This is a genomic window from Ruegeria sp. C9 (genome assembly GCF_056537585.1).
The window spans coordinates 103,556-128,286 of sequence record NZ_JBQFRU010000008.1 but is presented as its reverse complement, the minus strand read 5'-3'; the positions used below and the strand labels follow the sequence as shown (position 1 = coordinate 128,286).

Annotated in this window: 27 protein-coding genes; 11 read left to right on the top strand and 16 right to left on the bottom strand. The window is 58.3% G+C overall.

All coding sequences use genetic code 11. The annotated features are described in order from the left end of the window. Positions 1-56 precede the first annotated feature (56 nt). Positions 57-1,247, top strand: coding sequence for an NnrS family protein (locus ACR0NE_RS19670; protein WP_170595054.1), 1,191 nt, complete (start codon positions 57-59; stop codon positions 1,245-1,247). 15 nt (positions 1,248-1,262) lie between these two features. On the opposite strand, the gene ACR0NE_RS19665 is transcribed toward ACR0NE_RS19670, so the two are convergent. Continuing rightward, positions 1,263-2,375: a Hint domain-containing protein gene (locus ACR0NE_RS19665; RefSeq protein ID WP_480459887.1), complete on the bottom strand. Its 1,113-nt coding sequence runs from the start codon at positions 2,373-2,375 to the stop codon at positions 1,263-1,265. A 272-nt stretch (positions 2,376-2,647) separates the two neighbouring features. Here ACR0NE_RS19665 and ACR0NE_RS19660 point away from each other — a divergent pair, with 272 nt between their 5' ends. Genes ACR0NE_RS19660 through ACR0NE_RS19635 form a run of 6 tightly spaced genes read left to right on the top strand, consistent with a single transcriptional unit; the run spans position 2,648 to position 8,066 of the window. Further along, positions 2,648-3,097 carry a c-type cytochrome gene (locus tag ACR0NE_RS19660; protein ID WP_170398152.1) on the top strand — a complete coding sequence of 150 codons (450 nt, stop codon included), beginning with the start codon at positions 2,648-2,650 and terminating at the stop codon, positions 3,095-3,097. Between the two features lie 16 nt (positions 3,098-3,113). Beyond that, positions 3,114-4,481, top strand: coding sequence for a cbb3-type cytochrome c oxidase subunit I (locus ACR0NE_RS19655; protein WP_170398155.1), 1,368 nt, complete (start codon positions 3,114-3,116; stop codon positions 4,479-4,481). Positions 4,482-4,486: 5 nt separating this feature from the next. Further along, complete coding sequence (locus ACR0NE_RS19650; RefSeq protein WP_170595057.1) at positions 4,487-5,296, top strand: CbbQ/NirQ/NorQ/GpvN family protein; 810 nt, start codon at positions 4,487-4,489, stop codon at positions 5,294-5,296. Positions 5,297-5,305: 9 nt separating this feature from the next. Continuing rightward, positions 5,306-7,228 (top strand): VWA domain-containing protein, encoded by a 1,923-nt coding sequence (locus ACR0NE_RS19645; RefSeq protein WP_170595061.1) that lies wholly within the window; start codon positions 5,306-5,308, stop codon positions 7,226-7,228. Continuing rightward, positions 7,225-7,773: a cytochrome c oxidase subunit 3 gene (locus ACR0NE_RS19640; RefSeq protein ID WP_170466515.1), complete on the top strand. Its 549-nt coding sequence runs from the start codon at positions 7,225-7,227 to the stop codon at positions 7,771-7,773. Before ACR0NE_RS19645 ends, ACR0NE_RS19640 begins: the two co-directional genes overlap by 4 nt. A gap of 5 nt (positions 7,774-7,778) precedes the next feature. Next, complete coding sequence (locus ACR0NE_RS19635; protein ID WP_480459885.1) at positions 7,779-8,066, top strand: cytochrome C oxidase subunit IV family protein; 288 nt, start codon at positions 7,779-7,781, stop codon at positions 8,064-8,066. A gap of 60 nt (positions 8,067-8,126) precedes the next feature. Here ACR0NE_RS19635 and hemA read toward each other — a convergent pair whose 3' ends face one another. Continuing rightward, positions 8,127-9,350 (bottom strand): 5-aminolevulinate synthase, encoded by a 1,224-nt coding sequence (gene hemA, locus ACR0NE_RS19630; RefSeq protein ID WP_170425552.1) that lies wholly within the window; start codon positions 9,348-9,350, stop codon positions 8,127-8,129. A 185-nt stretch (positions 9,351-9,535) separates the two neighbouring features. Here hemA and ACR0NE_RS19625 point away from each other — a divergent pair, with 185 nt between their 5' ends. After that, entirely contained in the window at positions 9,536-10,237 is a 702-nt protein-coding gene (locus tag ACR0NE_RS19625) for a Crp/Fnr family transcriptional regulator (RefSeq protein ID WP_170398170.1), read from the top strand. A gap of 33 nt (positions 10,238-10,270) precedes the next feature. On the opposite strand, the gene ACR0NE_RS19620 is transcribed toward ACR0NE_RS19625, so the two are convergent. The 14 genes from ACR0NE_RS19620 to ACR0NE_RS19555 all read right to left on the bottom strand — a co-directional run bounded on the left by ACR0NE_RS19620 (position 10,271) and on the right by ACR0NE_RS19555 (position 22,145). After that, on the bottom strand, positions 10,271-10,528 hold the full coding sequence (locus tag ACR0NE_RS19620) for a hypothetical protein (protein ID WP_170408114.1): 258 nt from the start codon (positions 10,526-10,528) through the stop codon (positions 10,271-10,273). Position 10,529: 1 nt separating this feature from the next. Continuing rightward, the gene (locus ACR0NE_RS19615) at positions 10,530-11,234 is read right to left on the bottom strand and encodes a NapC/NirT family cytochrome c (protein ID WP_170398176.1); all 705 of its coding nucleotides are present in this window, start codon (positions 11,232-11,234) and stop codon (positions 10,530-10,532) included. Positions 11,235-11,260: 26 nt separating this feature from the next. Further along, entirely contained in the window at positions 11,261-11,695 is a 435-nt protein-coding gene (locus ACR0NE_RS19610; protein ID WP_170398181.1) for a nitrate reductase cytochrome c-type subunit, read from the bottom strand. Positions 11,696-11,707: 12 nt separating this feature from the next. Further along, positions 11,708-12,619, bottom strand: a complete 912-nt coding sequence (gene napH / locus ACR0NE_RS19605; RefSeq protein WP_170595065.1) for a quinol dehydrogenase ferredoxin subunit NapH — start codon at positions 12,617-12,619, stop codon at positions 11,708-11,710. Beyond that, positions 12,616-13,434, bottom strand: a complete 819-nt coding sequence (gene napG, locus ACR0NE_RS19600) for a ferredoxin-type protein NapG (RefSeq protein ID WP_170595068.1) — start codon at positions 13,432-13,434, stop codon at positions 12,616-12,618. The genes napH and napG overlap by 4 nt, the downstream gene beginning before the upstream one ends. Positions 13,435-13,460: 26 nt before the next feature. Continuing rightward, positions 13,461-15,953 carry a nitrate reductase catalytic subunit NapA gene (gene napA, locus ACR0NE_RS19595; protein WP_170595071.1) on the bottom strand — a complete coding sequence of 831 codons (2,493 nt, stop codon included), beginning with the start codon at positions 15,951-15,953 and terminating at the stop codon, positions 13,461-13,463. A gap of 17 nt (positions 15,954-15,970) precedes the next feature. Then, entirely contained in the window at positions 15,971-16,243 is a 273-nt protein-coding gene (locus ACR0NE_RS19590; RefSeq protein WP_170513617.1) for a chaperone NapD, read from the bottom strand. Continuing rightward, positions 16,240-16,749 (bottom strand): ferredoxin-type protein NapF, encoded by a 510-nt coding sequence (gene napF / locus ACR0NE_RS19585; RefSeq protein WP_170595074.1) that lies wholly within the window; start codon positions 16,747-16,749, stop codon positions 16,240-16,242. The genes ACR0NE_RS19590 and napF overlap by 4 nt, the downstream gene beginning before the upstream one ends. A gap of 140 nt (positions 16,750-16,889) precedes the next feature. Beyond that, positions 16,890-18,818 carry a 1-deoxy-D-xylulose-5-phosphate synthase gene (gene dxs / locus ACR0NE_RS19580; RefSeq protein WP_170595077.1) on the bottom strand — a complete coding sequence of 643 codons (1,929 nt, stop codon included), beginning with the start codon at positions 18,816-18,818 and terminating at the stop codon, positions 16,890-16,892. A gap of 14 nt (positions 18,819-18,832) precedes the next feature. Then, positions 18,833-19,699 (bottom strand): polyprenyl synthetase family protein, encoded by an 867-nt coding sequence (locus ACR0NE_RS19575; RefSeq protein ID WP_170595080.1) that lies wholly within the window; start codon positions 19,697-19,699, stop codon positions 18,833-18,835. Further along, a complete protein-coding gene (locus tag ACR0NE_RS19570) occupies positions 19,700-19,942 on the bottom strand; it encodes an exodeoxyribonuclease VII small subunit (RefSeq protein WP_010443127.1) in 243 nt (80 codons plus the stop codon). It abuts the gene before it with no gap. Continuing rightward, positions 19,939-20,865 (bottom strand): histone deacetylase family protein, encoded by a 927-nt coding sequence (locus ACR0NE_RS19565; RefSeq protein WP_170595083.1) that lies wholly within the window; start codon positions 20,863-20,865, stop codon positions 19,939-19,941. The genes ACR0NE_RS19570 and ACR0NE_RS19565 overlap by 4 nt, the downstream gene beginning before the upstream one ends. Before the next feature lie 69 nt (positions 20,866-20,934). Next, the gene (locus tag ACR0NE_RS19560; RefSeq protein WP_170398206.1) at positions 20,935-21,636 is read right to left on the bottom strand and encodes a response regulator; all 702 of its coding nucleotides are present in this window, start codon (positions 21,634-21,636) and stop codon (positions 20,935-20,937) included. Continuing rightward, positions 21,633-22,145, bottom strand: coding sequence for a MarR family winged helix-turn-helix transcriptional regulator (locus ACR0NE_RS19555; protein WP_170398209.1), 513 nt, complete (start codon positions 22,143-22,145; stop codon positions 21,633-21,635). The genes ACR0NE_RS19560 and ACR0NE_RS19555 overlap by 4 nt, the downstream gene beginning before the upstream one ends. A 158-nt stretch (positions 22,146-22,303) precedes the next feature. Here ACR0NE_RS19555 and ACR0NE_RS19550 point away from each other — a divergent pair, with 158 nt between their 5' ends. From ACR0NE_RS19550 to ACR0NE_RS19540, 3 genes are all read left to right on the top strand, one after another. Continuing rightward, entirely contained in the window at positions 22,304-23,170 is an 867-nt protein-coding gene (locus tag ACR0NE_RS19550) for a branched-chain amino acid aminotransferase (RefSeq protein WP_170566675.1), read from the top strand. A 116-nt stretch (positions 23,171-23,286) separates the two neighbouring features. Beyond that, a complete protein-coding gene (locus tag ACR0NE_RS19545; RefSeq protein ID WP_170595086.1) occupies positions 23,287-24,237 on the top strand; it encodes an AraC family transcriptional regulator in 951 nt (316 codons plus the stop codon). 111 nt (positions 24,238-24,348) lie between these two features. Next, positions 24,349-24,714: an SPW repeat domain-containing protein gene (locus tag ACR0NE_RS19540; RefSeq protein WP_170595090.1), complete on the top strand. Its 366-nt coding sequence runs from the start codon at positions 24,349-24,351 to the stop codon at positions 24,712-24,714. The last annotated feature ends 17 nt before the right edge of the window (positions 24,715-24,731 follow it).

Below are 24,731 nucleotides of genomic sequence, written 5' to 3'. Positions count from 1 at the left end.
ACTGGTCGGCCTTGCTAAACCTGTTCCAACAGCCATTGAGGCCGAGGAGAACAGGCATGTCGGCAGTGATCGCGCGCGTATTGGGCGAGGGGTTTCGCATCTTTTTCCTGTCCGCCGGACTTTTTGGTCTGTTCGCGGGAGGCGCGTGGGGTTTTTGGTTGATGACGCAGACCGGGTTGGTCGGATACGAAGACCCAACCTATTCCATGAGTCCCCCAATGTGGCACGCGCATGAGATGATCTTTGGCTATGCCACAGCAGCTCTGGGCGGGTTCTTTCTGACGGCTGTTCCCAACTGGACCGGGACCCCAGAGGCGCGCGCCCGGTTCATCATGCTGGCTGCAGGTCTCTGGTTGGCCGGGCGGGTAGCGATGTGGTTCTCCGGTGCGCTGCCGCCTGTTCTGGTCGCTGTGTTCGATCTGGTCTTTGTTCCAATTCTGGCGGCAAAGATTGCTACTCAGCTGATCCGACGCCCCAAACCGCAGAACATGGTATTCCTTTTGCTGCTCAGTGCGATCTGGATTGCCAACTTGTTAACCCATTTAGAGTGGATCGGTGTGACCAGCGATACGCTGGACATCGGATTGCGGGCGGGGTTGCTGACGCTCTGTAGCCTAATCGCGATACTTGGCGGGCGCATTACGCCAGCTTTCACCCGAAATGCGATGAAACGCGCGGGAGAGCCCGAATCCAACTGGCCTATTTCGGTAGGAACGTTTGATAAAGCCGCTATGGGGCTTGCACTGTCACTGCCGCTGAGCGTGCTCGTCTTTGGAATCGGACCAGTATCAGGCGCTATCGCGCTGATGCTTGGCGTTGCTCAGATCCTGCGCATGGCACGTTGGCGCGCACGCTGGTCACTGCGGCAGCCGATCCTGATCGCGTTGCATCTGGGGCTGGGCATGCTGGCGCTGGGCCTGATCCTGTGGGGGCTGGCTGTGCTGGGGTTCGGCAGCGAGATCGGGGCGCTGCATGTTCTGGGCATTGGTTGCGTCGGCGGCATGACCCTTGCCGTGATGAGTCGGGCCGCCCTCGGCCATAGTGGCCGTGCCCTCGTGGCCCCGCCACCCATGGCGATCGCTTACGGTTTGATGGCGGCAGCCGCAGTTTTGCGCTGGGTCGGGTCGGCGTTTGACCAGGGATATCTGGTTGCGATGCTGGCCTCAGATGGGCTGTGGATCTGCGCCATCGTCTTGTATCTGGTTGCGATGTGGCCCGCGTTGACCGGGCCACGTCTAGCGGCCTGAGCAACGGTTCTTAGATCAAGAAGGTCGGAGCAACGCCCTGTCATTCTTAATGTGCCGTTGCAGCAAAGTATGGATTTGTCTTCCGCGCTTTGGAATCTGGCGGGCTGCGATTGGTTGATGGTCTGGCAAAGCTAACTCTGGGAAGAGCGCAACAATTTCGGCCAGCGCCTCGGGCTGTATTCCTTTCAAGGCTTGCTTGCCTGTGAATAGGCTTTCTGACGGCGCGCCTTCCGCCAGCACGATCTCATGCCGGTCGAACAGAACATGGAAATACACAACGCCCTGAGCTGTCTCGTCGACGGTTATGCCGGGTATGCCGACCAGCTTATGGGCTGGGACCAGAACCTCTTCGCTGTCGAACATGCGAACGGCGATACTCGAACGGATCAACATGCGATGCTGCGGTGAGACCAACAGATCGCGTCGCGGCAGGTTGCTTCCCAGGCTGCCCGCTGCGATTCGGATCGGGCGCAGCTTGGGATTGAGCGCAAATTCAGACCTATCCAGAGCGCGCGCGCCGATCCAGCGAATTGGTTGTGGTCCATGATCCAAGGTGACAACCTTGTCACCAGCGGAAAGCGTTTCTATCGCGACATCACCATCAGGTGTCGCGATAAGCGTTCCGGCTGAGAAACAAGGAACATCAACGATGGAACCGGGGTCAGTCGTGTCCGGTGCGTTGCTCGGTGTAACGTTGACGACGCTCATCGAATACGTCACCCCGGGATCTAGGGGCTCAGAGGTTATGTAGCCAGCGTTGGTTCCTTCAACCTCGACAAGGTACACAGTGATTGTCCCACCGCCGGGATTCGTCAGAATGTAGGATTCTTCCAGATAGATGTCGCCGCTCAGAAACGTTGTCGAACCATCAAGGTTTGTTACTGTTCCGGTCTGTGTATCGTCGTCGCCATTTTCGTTGTTGAATCTGTCGCCGTTGAAAACATCCCCGGTATCGGGAACTGGCGGGCCAAACCCATTTCGAATGAAACCACCGGCCTCGTCCTCAACATTGAATACCCTTCGGTCCGTCGCGGGGTCATAGCTTGCGTCCAGGGTGATCGTATCAGGCCCAATTGTATTCACCGTAATGACGCCGGGTGCGTATCCGATGTATGAGTAGTTCGCCATTCTTTAACCACCACGCTTCAGGTGCCATCTAAGCACCTCTATTTACCAATAAATCGAGAACGCTCGCTTCAACTGTTCGAACGTCCGGAAACATGCTGTTCTAAGTACTGTTTTTCAAGGCAATCTGAGGGCATTTTAGTGATACTGGCGCAATTATGACCACAGGTGTCCAATTCCGAGCTTACTTTGGCATGCTTGACTTTCGTTAAGGCAGCCCTGCGACCCACCCGCCATTGTCATCAGACTAGCTAATCTGCGCAAAGGAGAGCGCAATGCGAGAAGTCATGACAAAGAGCATGGCTCGCAACATATTCTATGGCGGGTCACTGTTCTTCATCCTCATCTTCCTGGCCCTGTCGGCCCACTCGCACTGGTACATCGTCAACTCCGAGAATTCGGCGAAGCTTGATGACAGTGTGGTTCGGGGCAAACATGTCTGGGAAAAACATGCCTGCATCAACTGTCACACGATCCTAGGCGAGGGCGCCTACTACGCGCCGGAAGTCGGGAATGTGATGACCCGCTGGGGTGTGCTGGACGACCCGGAATCGGCCTTTGAAGCGCTCAAGGGCTGGATGGAGGCGCAGCCGACCGGCATTCCCGGTCGTCGGCAGATGCCCAATTTCAACCTCAGCGACGAAGAGATCCGCGATCTGACCAACTTCTTGATCTGGACGGACAACATCGATGCGCAGGGCTGGCCGCCCAACGAGGCAGGCTGAGAAAGGGAACGGAGCAATGAAATACGAATCCCAAAAAATCGCCTACGCCTACTTCGCAGTAGCGATGGCCCTGTTCGCGGTACAGGTAATCGGCGGCCTGCTGGCCGGTTTCATCTATGTATTCCCGAACTTCCTGAGTGAGCTTCTGCCGTTCAATATCGTACGGATGCTGCACACCAACTCTCTGATCGTCTGGCTGCTGCTGGGCTTCTTCGGTGCGGCCTACTTCCTGATCCCCGAAGAGACCGAGCGCGAGATCCATTCGACCAAGCTGGCCTATCTGCAGTTGATTATTCTTGTGGTTGGCACGCTGGGCGTGGTCGTGACCTATGTCTTCAACCTGTTCGAAGGCAACTGGCTGCTGGGCAAAGAGGGGCGCGAGTTCCTTGAACAACCCAAATGGGTCAAGGCGGGCATCGTCGTGGCCGCGCTGATGTTCCTTTACAACGTGTCACTGACCGTACTGAAGGGCAAGAAGACGGCGATTTCGAGCATCCTTGTTCTGGGCCTCTGGGGTCTGGCGCTTCTGTTCCTGTTTGCTTTCTACAACCCGGGCAACCTGTCGCTCGACAAGCAATACTGGTGGTATGTCGTCCACCTATGGGTCGAAGGCGTATGGGAGCTGATCATGGCCTCGATCCTGGCCTACCTGATGCTGAAGCTTACGGGCGTTGACCGTGAGGTGGTCGAGAAATGGCTCTATGTCATCGTCGCCGCCGCGCTGTTCTCGGGCATCCTTGGGACAGGTCACCACTACTATTGGATCGGTACACCCGGCTATTGGCAGTGGATCGGTTCGATCTTCTCAAGCCTCGAGGTGATCCCGTTCTTCGCGATGATGGCCTTTGCCTTCGTCATGGTCTGGAAGGGCCGTCGTGACCACCCTAACAAGGCTGCTCTGCTGTGGTCACTGGGCTGTGCAACGCTTGCCTTCTTCGGTGCCGGTGTCTGGGGCTTCCTGCACACGCTGCACGGGGTGAACTACTATACCCATGGCACGCAGATCACCGCAGCCCACGGTCACCTGGCCTTCTACGGTGCTTATGTCTGCCTCAACCTGGCGATCTTCAGCTATGCGATGCCGATCCTGAAGAACCGTGATCCCTACAATCAGGTTCTGAACATGGGCTCGTTCTGGCTTATGACCAGCGGCATGGTCTTCATGACCTTCGTCCTGACCTTCGGTGGTACCGTGCAGACTCACATGCAACGTGTGGTCGGTGACTACTTCATGGACGTGCAGGACCAGATCGCGATCTTCTACTGGATGCGTCTTGGCTCTGGTGTGGTTGTGGTGCTTGGTGCGCTGCTGTTCATCTACTCGATCTGGGTGCCCCGGAAAGAGGTGATTGAACCCGGTGCCTCTGAAACCCCTGCGGAGTAATGGATATGGATGGCTCCATGAAACTGAATGAGGGGGCGGCGAACGCCCCCTTCTACCTCGCCCAAAGCGATGAATGCGATGTGTTCACCGCCGCCTACAACAACGACCTGCCGGTCTTGCTGAAAGGCCCAACAGGTTGCGGCAAGACCCGCTTTGTGGCCCACATGGCCGCCAAGCTTGGCCGCCCGCTTTACACCGTAGCCTGCCACGATGACCTCGCCGCCGCCGACCTGATCGGTCGCTACCTGTTGAAGGGCGGCGAAACCGTCTGGGTTGATGGCCCTCTGACTCGTGCGGTGCGCGAAGGCGCGATCTGCTACCTTGATGAGGTGGTCGAAGCCCGCAAGGATGTCACCGTTGTGCTGCACCCGCTGACCGATGACCGGCGCATCCTGCCGGTCGACCGCACCGGCGAAGAGCTGGAGGCCGCGCCCGGCTTCATGCTGGTGGCCTCGTACAACCCCGGATACCAGAATATCCTGAAAACCCTGAAACCCTCGACCAGGCAGCGGTTCATCTCGCTGGAATTCGACTTTCCTTCGCCCGAGATGGAGGCCGAAGTCGTCGCGCAAGAAAGCGGTTTGCCGCTTGAACGCTGTAAACCGCTGGTACGCCTTGCAGGTAAGTTGCGCGGGCTTAAGGGTCAGGACCTTGAGGAAGGCGTGTCCACCCGGCTGGTCGTTTATGCCGCGACGCTGATCGCACAGGGCATGTCCACCGACCGCGCCATCCTCGCCGCAATGATCGAACCTCTGACTGATGATGAGGATATCAAACGCGGGCTCCTCGATCTTGTCACGGCTGTCTTTGGGTGAGGCCGGCCGATGGTCAGGATCGATTTTGAGCCATGGGAACCCGAAGAAACGATCGGGAAACTGTGGCACACCCTTGCCAGTCGCCTTGATGCACCTGAAGTGCATGATGGAGCCGCGGTCGACCTCTCAGAGGTCGCAGGGCGGCTGGCAGTCCTCTTTCGAGGACTTGGGGGTAGTCCGGGCGTAGAATTGCGCCCGGTCTCGCCCGAGATTTCGCGCCACCGTCTGGGGTGGCGTCGTCGTCTGGCAACCGAGGCCGAGATGATGCCGCGTGCGTCGTTCGATGGCGAAGTTCTGCGTTTGCCGGATCGGCTGGCGGTGTTTCCCGCGCGTGAAGCCAACGGTGCGCTTTATGTCTGGCTGGCCGCCGCCGCTGCACATGCCGGAACTCGTATCGACGAAGACGACCCGTTGCGCGCCGACCTGCATGCGCTTGTCGCCGTCCGACAGATGGTCGAGGCGGCGTTGCGAAACGCCCCCGGCCTGCGCCCGCTTTATACCGAGCTGTGCAAGGGCGTTCTGTATCAACGCGACATTTCCGGGCTGCCACCCGTCGAGGCAGCGGTTGAAGAATTGGTCCGCCACATGCTGGGTGACCCCGCGCCTTTGTCGCCAAAGGCTGAACATCATCTAGCGTTGGATGACGACCTCACTGCCCCGCGCGGCTATCAGCATTTCCGGCCTGTCCCGCTGTGGCCCGAGTTGCGCCCGGTCGGGTTCTCCGAACATAACGAAGTGGAGAACCCCGAAACCGAAGGACCACCTGAGGAATCCGGCGAAAAAACTCACCGTGCCCGCCGCCGCAAATCGGATCAGGCCAACCGCAGCGACAGTTTCATCCTGCACAAGTTCGAAGCGATCCTCAGTTGGGCTGAGTTCCTGAACATCAACCGGCGCATCGACGATGACGATCCTGATAACGCCAAGAAAGCCGCCGATGATCAGGAAGAGATTGGCTTGGGTCAGATCTCGAAGGCGCCGCCGACCAAACTGAAACTTCATCTGGACCTCGCTCCGGAGGACGTGAACCGCGAACGCCTGTCGGGACGGGTTTTGTATCCCGAATGGGACGTGCGCATCGGCCAATACTTGCCCGATCATGTCAACGTTCTGACCTCGGATGCCGAGATTCGCGAAGATGCCGCCGAGTTCGGCAAAGACCCCGCCACTGCCCGCCGCATCCGCGCCGTGAAACGCCAGTTCGAGGCGCTGCGCCCGGGCCGCGTGATGACGCGCGGTCATCTGGATGGTGATCAATTGGATATCGAGGCAGCCGTTCGGGCGCAGGTAGACCGTTGTGCCAATGGCGAAGGCACCGAACGTATTTGGATGCAATCGCGCCCCGAGGCGCGCGATTTGGCGGTGTCTATCCTGCTGGATGTCAGCCGCTCGACCGAAAGCGCCGTCACAGGCCGCGCCGTAATCGACATTGAACGCGAGGCTCTTGCAGCACTCGCCTGGGGTCTGAACGCCTGCGGCGACGATTTCGCCATCCACGCCTTCAGCTCGCTGAAACGCCAGCGGGTTTATGTGCAGCGCTGTAAACGCTTCGATGAGCCGATGGGTAGTTTGGTGGAACAGCGCATCGCCTCGCTGCGCCCCGGCCACTATACCCGCCTCGGCGCCGCAATACGCCATTGTTCCGCCGATCTGGCCAGCCAATCGCGCAAACGCCGGTTGCTATTGATCATCACTGACGGCAAACCCAACGACCTGGACCATTACGAGGGTCGCCACGGTATCGAAGACACCTGCATGGCCGTGCGCGAGGCGCGTAGGGCAGGGCAATCGGTCTTTGGCGTTACCATCGACAAAACCGGCAAAAGCTGGTTCCCGCGCATGTTCGGTCAAGGCGGCTTCGCCGTCATCCCCGACCCGCACCGGCTGATCATGGCCCTGCCTCAGATCTACCGCCAACTGGTTGGAGCATGAGCGACGCCTCTTTGATCGATGAGCTTCCGGGCGAGCTGCTGATGTGGGTTCTGATCATCTCGGAATTGCTGGTTTTCGGCGCGGGCCTGATTGCCTTTATGGGCGTGCGCCTGACCGACCCGACAGGATTTGCCGAGGCTCAATCGCACCTTTACCGGACAGGGGCAGCGCTAAACACGGTGGTGCTGGTCACTTCGGGCTATCTGGCGGCGCAGGCGCTGCAGTGGCGAAAAATCGCGCGCCGGGGCGTGGCTCGAATGGCCTTGATCACTGCCGCCGTGCTGGGTGTCGTGTTCCTGATCATCAAAGGTGCGGAATACGCGGGCAAAGCCGCACAGGGGATCACCTATGAGACCCACCCATTTTTCCTGTTCTATTATCTGCTGACCGGGTTTCACGCCGCACATGTGTTGGCAGGGGTCGGTATCCTGCTGCTGGTCACCTGGCGTGACGATCCACGCAACATTGAGGCAGGTGCGCAGTTCTGGCACATGGTCGATCTGGTCTGGATCCTGCTTTTCCCCGTGATCTACCTGTTGGGATAATACGGATGCCCGCAGCTTCATCTTTTCCCAAATACTCCCGCCGGAGGCTCCCGAATACGCTCACGCGCGCATGGCTCAGCCTTCTGGCGCTCAGCGTTGCATCTGCACTGCTGACTGTGCTGCCCATCCCGCCAGCCGTTCTGGCGGGGTGTATTCTGGTCCTCGCACTGGCGAAATGTCGCGTTATCCTGGCTTGTTATCTTGATCTCGTAAACAGCCCGGCCTGGCTGCGAGGTTTCACCATGGTGCTGACGGGCTTTGCCATCATTGTCTTTGCCCTCTACCTGATCTGACTCAAAAAAACGCCGCCTCCGGGGAGACGGCGAAGTTTTACGCTAGGGGGCGCTTCTTGGTTACTGGGCTGCCATCGGCATGCGCGCAATCTGACAGCGTTGCCAGAGTGTGGACAGCGCGCCAACCAGATGCTCGATATCCTCATCCGTATGTACCGGAGACGGCGTGATCCGCAGACGCTCGGTCCCTTTTGGTACGGTGGGATAATTGATCGGCTGAATGTAGATGCCGAACTCTTCCAGCAGCGTGTCCGAGATGAACTTGCACTTCACCGGATCGCCAACCATCACCGGGATGATGTGGCTGGGGTTAGGAATATGAGGAATACCTTCCGCATCCAAACGGGCCCGAACCTGAGCTACACGGGCTTTCTGCAGGTCGCGTTCAGCATTCGATTGTTTCAAATGCCGGATCGAGGCCGCGGCCCCGGCCGCGATCGATGGTGGCAGGGCGGTGGTAAAAATAAACCCGCTGGCGAAGCTGCGCACGAAATCGCACAGCGCAGCCGAGGCAGCAATATACCCGCCCACCACACCGAACGCTTTACCAAGCGTGCCTTCGATCACCGTCAAGCGATCCATCAGACCTTCGCGTTCAGCGATACCACCGCCGCGTGGCCCATAGAGGCCAACGGCATGAACCTCATCCAGATAGGTCATCGCGCCGTATTTGTCGGCGAGATCGCAAATCTCTTTGATGGGGGCGATGTCACCATCCATCGAATAGACCGACTCGAACGCGATCATCTTCGGCGCATCGGGATCAGCTGCGGCCAGTTTGGCTTCAAGGTCATCCAAATCGTTGTGTTTCCAGATCACCTTCTGCGCCCGCGAGTGGCGGATGCCTTCGATCATCGAGGCATGGTTCAGTGCATCAGAGAATACGATCAGGCCGGGGATTTTCGCGGCGAGAGTGCCAAGGGCTGCCCAATTCGAAACATACCCGGAAGTAAACAGAAGCGCGGCTTCCTTTCCATGCAGATCGGCCAGTTCGGCCTCAAGCAGCACGTGGTCGTGAGTGGTGCCTGATATGTTTCGCGTGCCCCCGGCCCCCGCGCCACAGCGATCCAATGCGTCATGCATTGCATCGATAACAGATGGGTGCTGACCCATGCCAAGATAGTCATTCGAACACCAGATCCGCACATTTCGCTGGACAGATCCATCCGTCTGACGTGCGTTCGGGAAAGAACCACAGCGACGTTGCAAGTCTATGAAAACACGATAGTTCCCTTCATCCCGAAGGTCACTGAGGCTTTGACTGAAATAACGCTCGTAGTCCATGTTACGTGCTCCCCGGAATACTGGCTTTGAGCCGAGAATAGGGCAGCGAACCAAGCCGCAACATGACAATAGTCAAGTTTAGACAACATAAAACTATGGTGCACAACTGCCGGCTCTGGCATAGCGTGGAACAGGGATGGACCGACCGCGCCCATGCGCCGGCAGGAAATAACAGGGGTATTCTCTTGTCTCACGAAGCACAAAAAGCGATCGCACGTCAGTCGCTGCTGCTGCGCAGTTTACCGGAACAGCATGTGGAAACACTGCTGAGCCACGCGATCTGGCGTCAGTATGACCGTGGTGAGACAATATTCCTGCAGGAGGAAAAAGCGCAGGCCATCCACGTCGTGCTTGAGGGTTGGGTCAAGCTGTTCCGCATGACCCCCACCGGGGCCGAAGCCGTCGTGAGCGTCTTCAAACGTGGTGACAGCTTTGGTGAGGCCGTAGCTCTGCGTAACGTTCCCTATCCTGTATCCGCCGAGGCCGTATCGGCCTGTGATGTCATGCATATCCCCAGTCCGATCCTGATCTCATTGATGAGAGAGGACCCTGAGATCGGTATTTCTATTCTGGCCGCGACCTTTACCCATCTTCACTCGTTGGTGGCGCAGCTAGAGCAACTCAAGGCTCAGACCGGAGCGCAACGCGTGGCCGAGTTTTTGTTGAATCTCTGCGACAGCGACAAAGGCGGATGCGAGGTTTTGCTGCCCTACGACAAGATGCTCATCGCAGGCCGTCTGGGGATGAAGCCGGAAAGCCTGAGCCGGGCGTTTTCGCGGCTCAAGGCGGTGGGTGTGAAGATCAACCGCAACCACGCCGAAATCTCGGATATCGCGCTTTTGCGGGACTATGCGGAAAGCGATCCGGCGGAAAACTGGGGGCGGTGACCCCGGAATTGCCGCCGGGCCCGACCAACCACTTCAGACGGTTGCGCCCTTGCGGCGAATGGCGGTGCCCAGACTTCCGGCGCAGAGACCAACGATAATTGCGATCAGCAGCGCTATCGTTCCAACGTGGGAAATCTGCCAACCGGCAAAGAGCAGAGGCGCGATCAGGCCAACCAATCCACCCATCAGTGCGCCCAACCAGTATTGGCGCGTCATCATTCCCAGTGCTAGACCCAGAATGCCGGGCAGACCCAGTACGTTACCGCCGATGGTTCCAAGTATCTCTAACATCTCAGTCCCCACCTTGTTCCGAGCTTTTGTTCAGGAACGCGCGGATGTCGTCCCCTGATGCTGCAGCGTGTTCCTGCAGAACCTCACCATCTACCTCTTTCGCAATCTTCTCATACGTTTCCAAATAATTGGGTGGGAGACTGTGTGCGATGCCCTGGTGGCAATCGATGCAGGTCATGCCGGTGTCGATTGCGCGCTGGTGTTCGCTGGCTGCGCGGGTTTCCTGAAGGGTGAAGTCCATATAGTCAAAGTTGTGGCAGTTGCGGCATTCGCGGCTGTCGGATTCCTTCATCTTCTTCCATACGGCCGACGCCATGGAAAGACGATGGTCCTCATACTTCTCTTTCGTGCTGATGGTGCCTGCCAGTTCGTGGTAGACGTCCTTCACGGCCATGATCTTGGCTTTGATCTTGTGGTTCCACTCGTCCGGGACGTGGCAATCGGAACAGATGGCCCGCACGCCGGAATCGTTATTGTAATGGACCGTTTCCCGATATTCGCCCAGATTGGTTTCCATCGTGTGGCAGGATACGCAGAACTCTTCCGTGTTGGTCAATTCCAGTGCCCAGTGGAACCCACCCCAGAACAGGATGCCTGCTAGAAACCCGGCCAGTAGTGTAAAGCCGACACTGAGGACGGCGATCGGGCTCCAGAACCAGGTCCAGAGGCGCCGGATGAGTCCTTGTTTTTCTTGGGAGTCGGACATGTCGCGCTCTCCTTTTCGACCTGTGTTCAGTTTCCGGAGGAAGGTTCAAAAGTGTTATCGACCAGAGGCAGCGCATCGGCCTGTGGTACGTGGCACTGATTGCAGAAATACCGTGTGCCGGCGATCTGATCCAACTCTCGCCCTTCGCGGTCCAGATAGTGAGTCATCGACAACGTCGGAGCGTTGCGTTCACCAGCCTTGGTCCAGTCATGGCAGGAGAGGCACTGATTGGTACGCAGGTCGATCTGGTACTGTTCGATCGAATGTGGGATCAGCGGCGGCTGCTGGCGATAATTGCGCTGCATACGGCCTTCGACTGTCCGATGCACCTGATCCAGGACGGCGGGCTCATCGACTTCGGCACCGCGTAGGCTGTTAACTCCGGCAGACTGCGCGAGGGCCAGGCCACCGAGGAGCAGCGGCGGGATCAGGGCAAGGCCCACTAGGATCGGCTTTTTCATCTTCTCACTCCTTCAAAAAGGTCTTGAGGCGCGCGGCTGGGGCGCGGCGGTTGATTCCGGTGGCGCGACGGTCAGGGCGTCGAACCGATGGGTGAATTTGAAAACGTCTTCAGCGCAGACATCGATGCAGCGACCGCAATTGGTGCAGTCGGGCGACAGGATCAGCGGGTTGTCTTTGCCTTTCAGCGCCGGAGAGATCACATGGTTTTCCGGGCAAACCGCGTAGCAGTCCATGCAATCGTCACAGGCGTTGCGATTGGCGGCGCTGACCCGCAGCATCGCCTTGCTGCCCACCAGTCCGTAGAATGCGCCTACGGGGCAGACATGGCCGCACCATCCATGGCGCGAGACAAGCAAGTCAAACAGGAAGATCGCGGCGACCATCGCCCAGACGAAGCCCATGCCAAAGATCAACCCGCGATGCAGCATGGTGATCGGGTTGACCAGTTCCCATGCAATTGCGCCAGTCAGGCCAGAGACGATCAGCACAGTGGCCATGATCCACAGCCGCGTTCCGCGTTTGGGCTGCCAGCCTTTTTGCAGACCCAGCTTGCGGTGCAGCCAGTGCGCGCCGTCGGTTACAGGGTTGATCGGGCAGACCCACGAGCAATAGACTCGGCCTCCGACCAGCGCGTAGGTCACCAGAACGATGACGGCACCTATGGCGGCAGTCAGCTCGGGCCAGTGCCCTGCGATCAGACTTTGCAGAAAGACAAACGGATCGGTCAGGGGCAGTACGCCTAGGGTCAGCGATCCGGCCAGAGTGCCCTGCACGATCCAGAGGCCGAACCACGGGCCCAACAGGAACAGTACCAGGAAGAACACTTGGCTGGCGCGGCGCAGCAGCAGGTATTTATGGGCACTCAGCCAACCTTTGGCGGCGATAGCTTCATGCCCCAGCGGCATGTTTGTGCGGACGGTCATTGAGTGACCTCCGGCAATTTGAATCTGGGCTCAAACCCGCCCGGTGCGACAAGGTTATCGGTGCCCGGTCCCGGCAGGCGATCAGGCAAATCGATGATACCTTCGACGACGGGCGCGCCTTTGGCTTCTTTCTCTTCCCAGCCCTTGCGGTAGTGATCGGCGCTGCTGCCCCGAGCCAATCGGGCGGGAAGAACTTTGATCGCCGCTTCGGGCAGAACGCAGCTTTTCTCGCAAACGCCGCAGCCGGTGCAATGATCGGCGTGAACGGTTGGAATGAAGATTGCATGACTGCCCGAGCGGGCGTTGTGTTCGGTCTCCAGCGTAATGGCCTCGTCGATGACGGGGCATACGCGATAGCAGACGTCGCAACGCAGGCCGAGGAAGTTCAGGCAGTTTTCCTGATCGACCAGAACGGCCACGCCCATCTTGGCGTCGTCGATATTGTCCAGCCCGGGGTCCAGTGCACCGGTCGGGCAGGCCGCGACGCAGGGGATGTCGTCGCACATCTCGCAGGGAACATCACGGGCGGTGAAATACGGCGTGCCGGTGGCCACCGCATCGACACCCAGCTCGGCCAGTTTCAGCGTGTCATAGGGACATTCCCGCACGCACAAACCGCAGCGAATGCAGGCTGATAGAAAGTCTTTTTCCGGCAAGGCACCGGGAGGTCGCAATGCTTCGGCCGGCAACGCCCGTGCGTCCCGCGCCAGCCAGGCCAGCAAGGACCCTGCTGCGACGCAGCCACCCGCTGCGCGCGCCGAGTCCTGCAGGAACCGGCGCCGCTGCGGCGAAAGGGGTGTGCCAACACGAGACATGGGACGACCTTTGCCTTGCCAGCCTTTTACGCGCGCTCGACCTTACAGGCGCATTTCTTGAAGTCGGTCTCTTTCGACAGCGGGCAGGTTGCGTCTAGCGTCAGCTTGTTGGTTAGCTGGCCTTCGTCGAACCACGGCATGAACACCAGACCACGCGGTACTTTGTTCCGGCCTCGGGTTTCGACTCGGCTGTTGACCTCGCCGCGGCGGGTAGACAGAACGATCTCCTGTCCGCGCCGCAGACCACGCTCGCGCGCATCATCCGGGTGCATGTAGACAACGGCGGCGGGATAGGAGCGGTGCAATTCGGGCACGCGGCGGGTCATCGAACCTGAATGCCAATGTTCCAGCACACGCCCGGTGCAGAGCCACAGGTTGAATTCCTCATCCGGTACCTCGGGGGCGGGTTCGTATGGCGCGAAGATGATCTTGGCCTTGCCGTCCTTATGGCCATAGAATTTCACGTCTTCGCCTTCAGGCACATACGGATCATAGCCTTCTCGGAAGCGGTACAGTGTTTCCTTACCATCCACGACTGGCCAGCGCAGGCCACGCGCCTGGTGGTAGGTTTCGAATGGGGCCAGATCGTGCGCGTGGCCGCGCCCAAACTCGGCATATTCCTCGAACAGGCCCTTTTGCACGTAGTAGCCAAAGTGCTCGGACTCGTCGTTGTCGAATCCTTCTGCGGTCTCTGACAGCGGGAACTTGTCGATCGTGCCATTGGCGAACAGCACGTCATACATGGTCTTACCACGATGTTCTGGCATGGTCGCCAGCAGTTCCTCGCCCCAAACCTCTTCAACGGTGAAGCGTTTGGAGAACTCCATCAACTGCCACAGATCGGATTTCGCTTCGCCCGGAGCTTTGACCTGTTGCCGCCAGAATTGGGTGCGACGCTCGGCGTTGCCATAGGCGCCTTCCTTCTCGACCCACATGGCGGTAGGCAAGATCAGGTCAGCCGACAGGGCTGTTACAGTAGGATAGGGATCGGAGACGGCAATGAAGTTCTCCGGGTTGCGATAACCGGGATAGCCTTCTTCGTTGATATTGGGCGCGGCCTGCATGTTGTTGGTGCACTGCACCCAATAGGCATTCAGATCGCCGTCCTTCAGCTTGCGGTGCTGCAAAACGGCGTGGAATCCGGGTTTGGGTGGGATGGTGCCCGCAGGAATTTTCCACGCGGTCTCGCAAATCTCGCGGTGTTTATCGTTTGCCACAACCATATCAGCCGGCAGACGGTGAGCGAAGGTTCCGACCTCACGTGCCGTACCACAGGCCGAAGGTTGACCGGTGAGCGAGAAGGGCGAGTTTCCGGGTTCGGAAATCTTACCCACCAGCAGGTGCACATTGTACATCAGCGAGTTCACCCACGATCCGCGAGTATGCTGATTGAAGCCCATGGTCCACAGGCTCATCACTTTGCGGTTGGGGTCGGCATATTGCTGGGCCAGACGCTCAAGCTGAGCGGCAGGAACACCGGAGAGTTCCGATGTGTATTCCAGCGTGTATTCCGATACCGCTTCGGCATATTCTTCGAAGCTGATCGGCTCCATCTTGCCAGAGTTTGGATTCTCTGCCTCTTCCTGCAGCGGGTTGTTATCGCGCAGTCCATAGCCAATATCGGTGGCGGTCTTGGTGATGTTGACGTGTTTGTTGACGAACTCTTCGTTCACCGCGCCGTTCTGGATAATGTAGTTGGCGATATAGTTCAGGATCGCCAGATCGGTCTGCGGCGCAAAGACCATTCCATTGTCGGCCAACTCGAACGAGCGGTGTTCATAGGTCGACAGTACATGCACTTCGGATCCCGGTTTGGTCAGACGCGTGTCGGTCAGGCGTGACCACAGAATCGGGTGCATCTCGGCCATGTTCGAGCCCCAGAGCACGAATGTGTCTGCGTGCTCGAAATCGTCATAGCAGCCCATTGGTTCATCAATGCCGAAGGTGCGCATGAAGCCGACAACCGCCGAGGCCATACAATGGCGCGCGTTGGGGTCGATGTTGTTGGATCGGAAACCGGCTTTCATCATCTTGGCAGCAGCGTAGCCCTCCCAAACGGTCCACTGGCCCGAACCGAACATGCCAACGCTGGTCGGGCCTTTCTTGGCCAATGCCTCTTTCCACTTGGCAGCCATGACGTCGAGGGCTTCGTCCCAGCTGACGGGCTCGAACTCACCGTTCTTGTCATATTCGCCGTTGGTTTTGCGCAGCATCGGCGTGGTCAGGCGGTCTTTGCCGTACATGATCTTGGACAGGAAATAGCCCTTGATACAGTTCAGACCGCGGTTCACCGGCGCATCCGGGTCGCCTTGGGTAGCGACCACGCGCCCGTCTTTGGTGCCAACCAGAACCGAGCATCCGGTGCCGCAGAACCGGCAGGCGGCTTTGTCCCAACGGATATCAGGGTTGCCGACCTGAGCGCTGGCTTGTCCGGTCGCAAGGGGAAGTCCTGCGGCTGATGCTGTCGCAGCGGCGGCGGTTGATTTCAAGAAGGTCCGGCGGGATTCAGAGATGGTCATGACATGGGTCTCCGGCTTTAGATCTGGCGAGAAGCGTTAAGGTGCGGACGGGTCTCCGCGAGGTCTTCGAAATGATGGTAGGTCAGGGTCAGAGAGATCACACCCGGGATCTGGTGCAGATCCATGATCGTCTCGGACGCCATTTTTTCCGGCGTATCCTCGACCACAACAACAATGCGGCCATCCTCGGATGCCGCGTGAACTTCTGCCCCGTTTGTACTTGCAATCGCGGCCTGTGCACTCTGCGTGGTTTCGGGGGCTACATGGACGAGGCATCCACAGATATTCATAAGGCTACCTCCTGAGTGGGCGGGGTGTGGCGTTCAAAGCTGACAGAACCGGCAGGACAGGCGCTGGCACAAGCGCCACAGCCGGTGCAAATATCGGTGTCGAGTTGGGGTTCAGCACGACCACCGGTTTGCAGCCGAAAGCGGATCGCGTTGTGGTCGCAGACATCCTGACAAACCCGACAGCTGACACCATTCATCGACAGGCAAGAGGCCGACACCGCAGCGCGCCAAGGCCAATCGGCCACGTGTTCAGGATTCAGCGCCCCGGTCGGGCAAGCGTTGGCGCAATCACCGCAAAAAGTGCAGGGGCCTGCATCCAATTGCACAACAGGCCAGCCTTGCGTGTCGAAACGGATGATATCTTCAGGGCAGGCCTCGCGGCATTCGTCGCAATGGGTGCAAAGCTCAAGAAACTCGGTCACCGCACCCGGTGGGTGGATGGCTGATGTATCCTCGCGCAGCACTTTCCCTTTCAGGAATGCGCGTCGGCTGGCTAGCTTGTTCATTCGCTCGCGACCTTTGAGTGATCGACAGGGGTTGGCCTGCCTGACTCGGGTGTTAGCGTAGCACAGCGTGTAAGGAATTGACCTAGATCATTTTTGAACTGCTTATTTTTTCAGCATCCAGGGGCGGCAACACCCGAATATCAGGCGCGTTTCTCACCGATTGTAGCAACGCCAAGAACCGAAAGCACCTTTGCCTCGATCTGTTCTGCGTTCATTCCTGCGACGGCGTACATATCCGCCGGGCTCGCCTGATCGATGAAGATATCCGGCAGCACCATCGAGCGATACTTCAACCCTTCGTCAAACATGCCCTCATCCGCAAGCAATTGCGCAACATGGCTGCCAAAGCCGCCGATGGCCCCTTCCTCGATGGTGATCAGTGCCTCGTGATTGGCAGCCAGATCAAGGATCAGGTCCCGATCCAGCGGTTTGGCAAAGCGTGCATCGGCGATGGTGGGCTTGATCCCGCGCGCCGACAGCGCCTCTGCCGCTTTCTGCACCTCGGCCAGCCGCGTACCGAAAGACAGCAGCGCCACCCGGGCGCCTTTCTGGATCAACCGGCCCTTGCCGATCTCCAATACTTCTCCGCGCTCGGGCAGATCAACGCCCGCTCCTTCGCCGCGAGGATACCGGAAAGCGATCGGGCCATCGTCATGTGCCACCGCAGTGGCGACCATGTGCATCAATTCGGCCTCATCTGCAGCCGCCATGACAACCATACCCGGAAGGTTGGCCATGTAAGCAATATCAAACGACCCCGCATGGGTCGCACCGTCTGCCCCAACCAGACCCGCACGGTCGATGGCAAATCGCACCGGCAGGCGTTGGATCGCCACATCATGTACAACCTGATCATAGCCACGCTGCAGGAAGGTCGAATACATCGCACAGAATGGTTTCATGCCCCCGGCGGCCAGCGCAGCCGAGAAGGTCACGCCATGCTGTTCGGCAATCGCAACGTCGAAACAGCGCGACGGATAGCGCTCGGCAAACAGGTTCAGCCCGGTACCGTCCGGCATCGCGGCTGTAACCGCGACGATCTTGTCATCCCGCGCTGCTTCATCGACCAGTGTCTTGCCAAAGACCGAGGTATAGGAAGGCGCGTTCGAAGGCGCCTTTTTCTGCTCGCCCGTCACCACATCGAACTTGGCGGTCGCGTGACCCTTGTCGCGGGCCTGTTCGGCGGGGGCATACCCCTTGCCTTTCTTGGTCAACACATGGATCAGGATCGGTCCGCTTGCCTTCGCCTTGACCGCACGCAGAACCGGCAGCAACTGGTCCAGATCATGCCCGTCGATGGGGCCGAGATAGGAAAAGCCGAGCTCTTCAAATAGCGTCCCGCCCATGGCCATGCCCTTCAGCATATCCTTGGCGCGCTTTGCCCCTTCGCGGAAGGGTTCCGGCAGCAACGACACCGCACCTTTGGCAGCAGCTTTCAGATCGTGAAATGGTTCTTCGGCATAAATGCGCGATAGATAATTCGATAGGGCACCCACCGGCGGTGCAATGCTCATCTCATTGTCATTGAGAATTACGATCAAGCGTTTCTTCAGGTGGCCTGCGTTGTTCATCGCCTCAAAGGCCATGCCGGCGGACATAGAGCCATCGCCGATCACAGCGATCGCATCGCCCAGCCCTTCAGGCGTAACGCCGCCCAGATCACGCGCGACAGCAAAGCCTAGCGCGGCACTGATCGAAGTACTGGAATGTGCAGCGCCGAATGGATCATAGGCGCTTTCACTGCGCTTGGTGAATCCGCTTAGGCCGTCTTTTGTGCGCAGGGTGCGAATTCGGTCCCGGCGTTCTGTCAGAATCTTGTGCGGATAACACTGGTGACCTACGTCCCAGATGATCTTGTCTCGTGGCGTGTCGAATACCGCGTGCAGCGCCGTGGTCAGCTCGACGACACCCAGACCAGCGCCCAGATGCCCTCCGGTCACCGAAACTGCTGAAATCGTCTCGGCCCGCAACTCATGTGCGACCTGATGCAACTGCGCATCTGAAAACTGCTTCAGATCCGCTGGGCGGCTCACAAGGTCCAACAAGGGCGTATTCGGGCGGTCAGACATTTGGCGTTCCTGGCTTAGCTGTCCCGGGCAATAACGAAGCGGGCAGCCTGCTTCAAGGTTTCTGCAGCGGGGCCATGTTCGTCCAGCGCAGCACAAGCCTGATCCACAAGCTCAATTGCACGGGATCTGGCGGCGTCCAGACCCAGTAGCGAGACAAAGGTCGCTTTGCCCGCCTCGGCGTCTTTCTGCAGCCGCTTTCCGGCCTTTTCGGCATCTCCTTCGACATCCAAAATGTCATCCGCGATCTGAAAGGCAAGCCCAAGCGCCTGGGCATATTGGCGCAAGGGGGTGGGATCGGCCTGCGCCAATCGCGCACCCGCGCAGGCGGACCATTCGATCAACGCACCGGTCTTGCCCGCTTGCAGATGTGTAATCTCATCCAGTGTCAGCGGCTCCGCCGCCGTCTCAGCGGCGATATCCAGCGCCTGACCCAGAACCATACCCTGTGCGCCGCTCGCTTTTGCTAGCGTTAGAGCCAGTTCAGCGCGTATTTCAGCGTTTCCAACCTCTGGTCGAGCGCAAAGCTCAAACGCAAGTGTCTGCAGCGCATCCCCGGCCAGAACGGCGGTGCCCTCATCCCATTTCACGTGCACCGTCGGGCGTCCACGCCTCAGGTCGTCATCATCCATGCAAGGCAGGTCGTCATGGACCAGAGAGTATGCATGCAGCGCTTCGATACCTGTCGCTGGCCAGATTGCCCGAACTGTATCGACGCCAAGCAACCGCGCGCTTTCCAATACCAGAAACCCTCGCAGACGCTTGCCGCCCTCGGTGGCATAGGCCATGGCCCGTGTCACATCCAGATCATCCAGCGCGCTCAGAACCAGATCGAGATGGCTCTGAATCAGCGTGGCATCCTGTGCCAGCTTTTCACGAAACATTTACTGACCTTCGACAGGCGTCGTCCCGGTTGGCTGGCCATCTGCGTCCAGAGTGATCGCGGCCACTTTTTCCTCAGCACGCTTCAGCTCATCCTCGCAGCGCTTCTTCAATGCGGCGCCACGTTCGTACAGCGCAATCGATTGATCCAGCGCCACATCACCACGTTCCAACTGGCCAACCACGGCCTCAAGCTCTTTCATCGCTTGTTCGAACGTCATTTGTTCAACTGGGGTATCGGTCATCGTGCTGCCTTTATCAGTTCTTCCACATGGGCGCGTGTCGCCTCGGCCAATGCGTTCAGATCATAACCGCCTTCCAGAGTCGAGACGATACGGCCATCACACACGTCATCGGCAATCTTGCACAGCTCCGCCGTGATCCAGGCGAAATCGCCAGTGGACCAATTGAGATTGGCCAACGGATCATCCTGATGCGCATCAAACCCAGCGGAAATAATGATCAGTTCCGGCCTAAACGCCCGCAGACGCGGAAAGGCTTGCGCTTCATAGGCTGCCCGCATCTCGGCCCCACCCGTGCCCGGAGCCAATGGTATGTTCAAAACGGTTTCATAAGCACCGGTCTCATCCGGGCGGCCCGAGCCGGGCCATAAGGGCATCTGCTGGCTGGTAATCACCAAAGCGCGTTTCTCATCCCACAGCAGGTCTTGCGTGCCATTGCCATGATGCACGTCGAAATCCACCACTGCCACGCGGTTCAACCCGTGATGATCCAACGCGTGCTTTGCAGCCAGCGCGGCATTCCCAAACAGGCAGAACCCCATGGCCGTCTCGGTCTCGGCATGATGCCCCGGAGGCCGAATAGCGCAAAACGCGTTCGGCGCTTCGCCGGCCAGAACTATATCAACGGCCCGCACGGCGGCACCCGCCGCACGATAGGCTGCATCGACAGATCCCGGAGACATGAACGTATCCCCATCAATCTGTTTGAACCCATCCGGGGGCCTGTGGTCGAGAATATCGCTGATATGGTTCTGCGGATGCACCCTTAGCAGATCATCATCCGCCGCCAACGGCGCCGTCACACGCTGAAGATCCAGCCCCTCAAGCGCATGTAGGATATGCTCTAACCGCGCCACCCGTTCCGGATGTCCCTCAGGTGTCACATGGTGCAAACAATCTGCATGGGTCAAAAGGGCGGTTTTCATCAGGATCCCATCTTCATCTGGCTAAAAATACCTTCGCCGAAGGCCTAAGATCGCCGCGCAGCGGCAAAATCAATCCGGTGCCAACATATACCCTGCACCCCGTACGGTCTGCAGATACCGGGGTTGCTTCGGATCTTGCTCAAGCTTCCGACGCAAGCGGGTGATCTGTACGTCCACAGCGCGCTCCTGTGCCTGACCTTTGTCACGCCCCAGATCTTCGACCAGCTTGGCTCGGCTGATCGGTTCGCCGGGTTGAGCCGAGAATATTTTCATCAACTGGCTTTCGGTCGCGGTTAGGCGCACCGGGTCTTCGCCCTGCCACATCTCACCGCGTTCGATATCATAGCGAATGGGCCCAAGATGTAGAATCTTCGCCGCCGTGTCCTGTGCAGGTGTCTCTGGCATCCGACGCAGAATGGCGTTGATCCTCAGCAGCAACTCTTTCGGCTCGAATGGCTTGGCCAGATAGTCATCCGCACCCGCCTCAAGCCCGGCAATCCGATGCTCGGTCTCGCCCTTGGCCGTCAAAAGCAGGATCGGGGTGGAATGGGTGTCGCGCAGAGATCGGGTCAGGCTCACACCGTCCTCACCGGGCATCATCACATCCAGCACGATCAGATCGAAATCCAGTCCCGACAAAACCCGCCGCGCATGGGCTGCATCCCGCGCTGAGGTCACCAGAAACCCGCTGCGCATCAGGAATTTCTTGAGCAAATCGCGAATGCGCTCGTCATCGTCGACGATCAGAAGATGGGCGTCCATTTCGCTCATGAAGTCGTATCCCGCAGTTTCGTATATGCACGACGCATATCAGCATCCATCATCGCTTCAAGCACTTTGCGAAACCCGGCCACCGCTTCGGGGCCCGCATCTTTGTAGGCCGCACGCATCCGGGCGCGCTGGGCGTCAGATAGTTTGGCCTCGAGTGCCTTTCCTTTATCCGTCAGAAATAGGTGGCGTTCGCGTTTGTCCACTGTTCCGACCCGGCTTTCGACCAACCCATCTTCAATCAGGCTGCGCAAGACGCGATTCAGCGATTGCTTCGTGACACCCAATATGGCCAGCAGATTGTTCACCGTCGTTCCCGGCGCTCGGTTGATAAAGTGGATGGCCCGGTGATGCGCCCGGCCATAGGCCAATTCAGTCAGGATGCGATCAGGATCAGCGGTAAAACCTCGATAGGCAAAAAACATGGCCTCGATGCCCTGCCTCAGTTGTTCATCTGTCAGAAACAACAGGCTTTCTCCGCCAAAGACCGGGGCGGGACGGATGTCGGTCATGTTGGGCCTCATTCGCAATATAACCTGACTTTATGTCAGCCTTATTGACATTCCAAGAGCGCGCAGGTATCGAATCGCAGTTTTTGCGCAACATTGTGTCCGATACGGACCTAAGCGGCGCAACATTCGGAAATATCGACCGGTTCAGGAGGTTTCGCATGGCTGGATATGACGATCGCGACGGTGTCATCTGGATGGATGGCGAATTGGTGCCCTGGCGTGAGGCCAATGTGCACATCCTGTCCCACGCGATGCATTATGCGTCTTCGGTATTCGAGGGTGAGCGCGCTTACAACGGCAAGATCTTCAAAAGCCGCGAGCATTCCGAACGCCTGATCGCGTCGGCAGAGGCGCTGGATATGCCGATGCCATACTCGGTCGATGAGATCGAGGCCGCCAAGGAGGAAGCGCTCAAAGCCAGTGGTCTTCAAGATGCGTATGTACGGGCGCTGGTCTGGCGTGGCTCGGGCGAGGATATGGGTGTGGCGTCCGCCAAGAATCCGGTTCGGATGGCCATCGCTGTTTGGCCTTGGGGTGCCTATTACGGTGACGCTAAGATGCAAGGCGCCAAGTTGGACATCGCCGAGTGGAAACGACCCAGTCCGGAAACCATTCCAGTCCATGCCAAGGCAGCAGGTCTTTACATGATCTGCACCATTTCCAAACACAAAGCTGAGGCCAAAGGCTGCTCGGACGCTTTGTTCATGGATTATAATGGCAACGTCGCCGAGGCGACGGGGGCAAATGTCTTCTTCGTTCAGGATGGCGAAGTGCACACCCCGCTGGCCGATTGCTTCCTCAACGGCATCACTCGTCAGACGGTGATCCAGATGCTGAAAGACAAGGGCATCACTGTTCATGAACGTCGGATCCGTCCCGAGGAGATGGCCGATTTCGAGCAATGCTGGCTGACTGGCACTGCAGCTGAGGTTACACCTGTCGGGCAGATCGGCGATTATACCTTCGAGGTCGGCGATCTGACCCGCGAAATCGCCGAAGATTACGAGAAATTGGTCCGCGCGTAAGTTAACACCGTATTGAACCCCCGCTCAGGCGGGGGTTTTGATTGCAGATCATGCAAATATGCATGCAGATCGTTCGAAGGTATGGACGCTGCCGGGCCAAGCCGTATCGTTGGCTCATGTTAGATCTTCTCAGCGATATCCTTACACGCCTTTCTCTGCGTGGCACATTTTATTTCCGCACATCCTTTACTCCGCCGTTTGGGATACAGGTGCCGGGCTTCGAGAACGTGGCCCGGTTTCACTTTGTGCAACGCGGTGAATTAAAGGTGCACCTGTCAACAACCGGCGAGACCTTGCGGTTGCGGCAGGGTGATCTGATTCTTATTCCCCACGGTGCGCCGCATGCGCTGCTGTGTAATGAAGTCAAACCCTATGATGCCTTGCCCCTTGAGCGGGTGTTAGAGCTGTCAGGCTACAAAGGCGATGGTGTCCTGGTCTATGGCGGTGAGGAAGACGAGCGCGATACGCAACTGATTTGCGGACATTTCTCATTCACCGGGCCAGCCGGGCGAAACGGAACCGGTCATATGCTGATCGACCGGTTGCCACCTTTTATACTGATCGAGAATTACGGTGAAGAAGCGGGTGCCTGGATCGAGGCGACATTGCGCATGATCGGGTCTGAAGTGTCCGGTGCTCGTATCGGCGGTGACCTGATCGCGCTGAAACTGTCCGAAGTGCTGTTTGCGCAAGCGATCCGGGCATACCTTGAACATCAAAGTCCTCATGATGCCGCGCTTGCCGGATTTGCCGATCCGCGCATCTCGCGGGCGCTGACAGCATTTCACCAATCTCCGGCGCAGGAGTGGAGCGTTGCGATGCTCGCGCGAGAAGCAGCAATGTCACGCACCGCATTTGCGCAGCTTTTCTCACAAAAGATGGGGACTACCCCGATGCAGTACCTGACGGACTGGCGGATGCAGATCGCGTGCCATGGGTTGACCGAAAATCGCTGGAACGTTGCGGATGCCGCAGCAGAAGTGGGATACGCGTCCGAGGCTGCGTTTTCACGCGTGTTCAAGAAGCAGGTCGGACTGTCGCCCGCCGCGTACCGTGCGATGCACTAATCGTACTGATCAAATGAACGATCTGCAATAAATGCAAAACGAACTGAGATGTTACGTTCAATCGCGCGCCCCTAATCTTTGATCATCACTGATTGAAGAAAGGAAGTTCACATGTCCCTGCGTTTTGTCACCCGCTCTGTCCATGCCTATCTTGACTACCCGGTTGCGATTGCGCTGATGGTTTTGCCTTTTGTACTGGGGTTGGGCCAGTCCAACCCGCTGGCACTCTGGCTGTCCGTTGTGACCGGCATTGCAGCATTCGTGCTGACTGTTCTGACAGACCATCACCTTGGGATTTGGCGGGTTCTGCCATACAAGTTCCACTTGGCTGTTGATCTGCTTGTCGGCGTCACGTTCCTGTTTGCGCCCAGCCTGTTTGGATTTTCTGGGCTTGATGCGTTGTTCTACTGGTTGAACGGGGCCGCAGTCGTTGTGGTGATCTCGCTCAGCGCGCCCGAACAGAGCGCTATTGCTTGAAGTGAGTCAGAACCGTA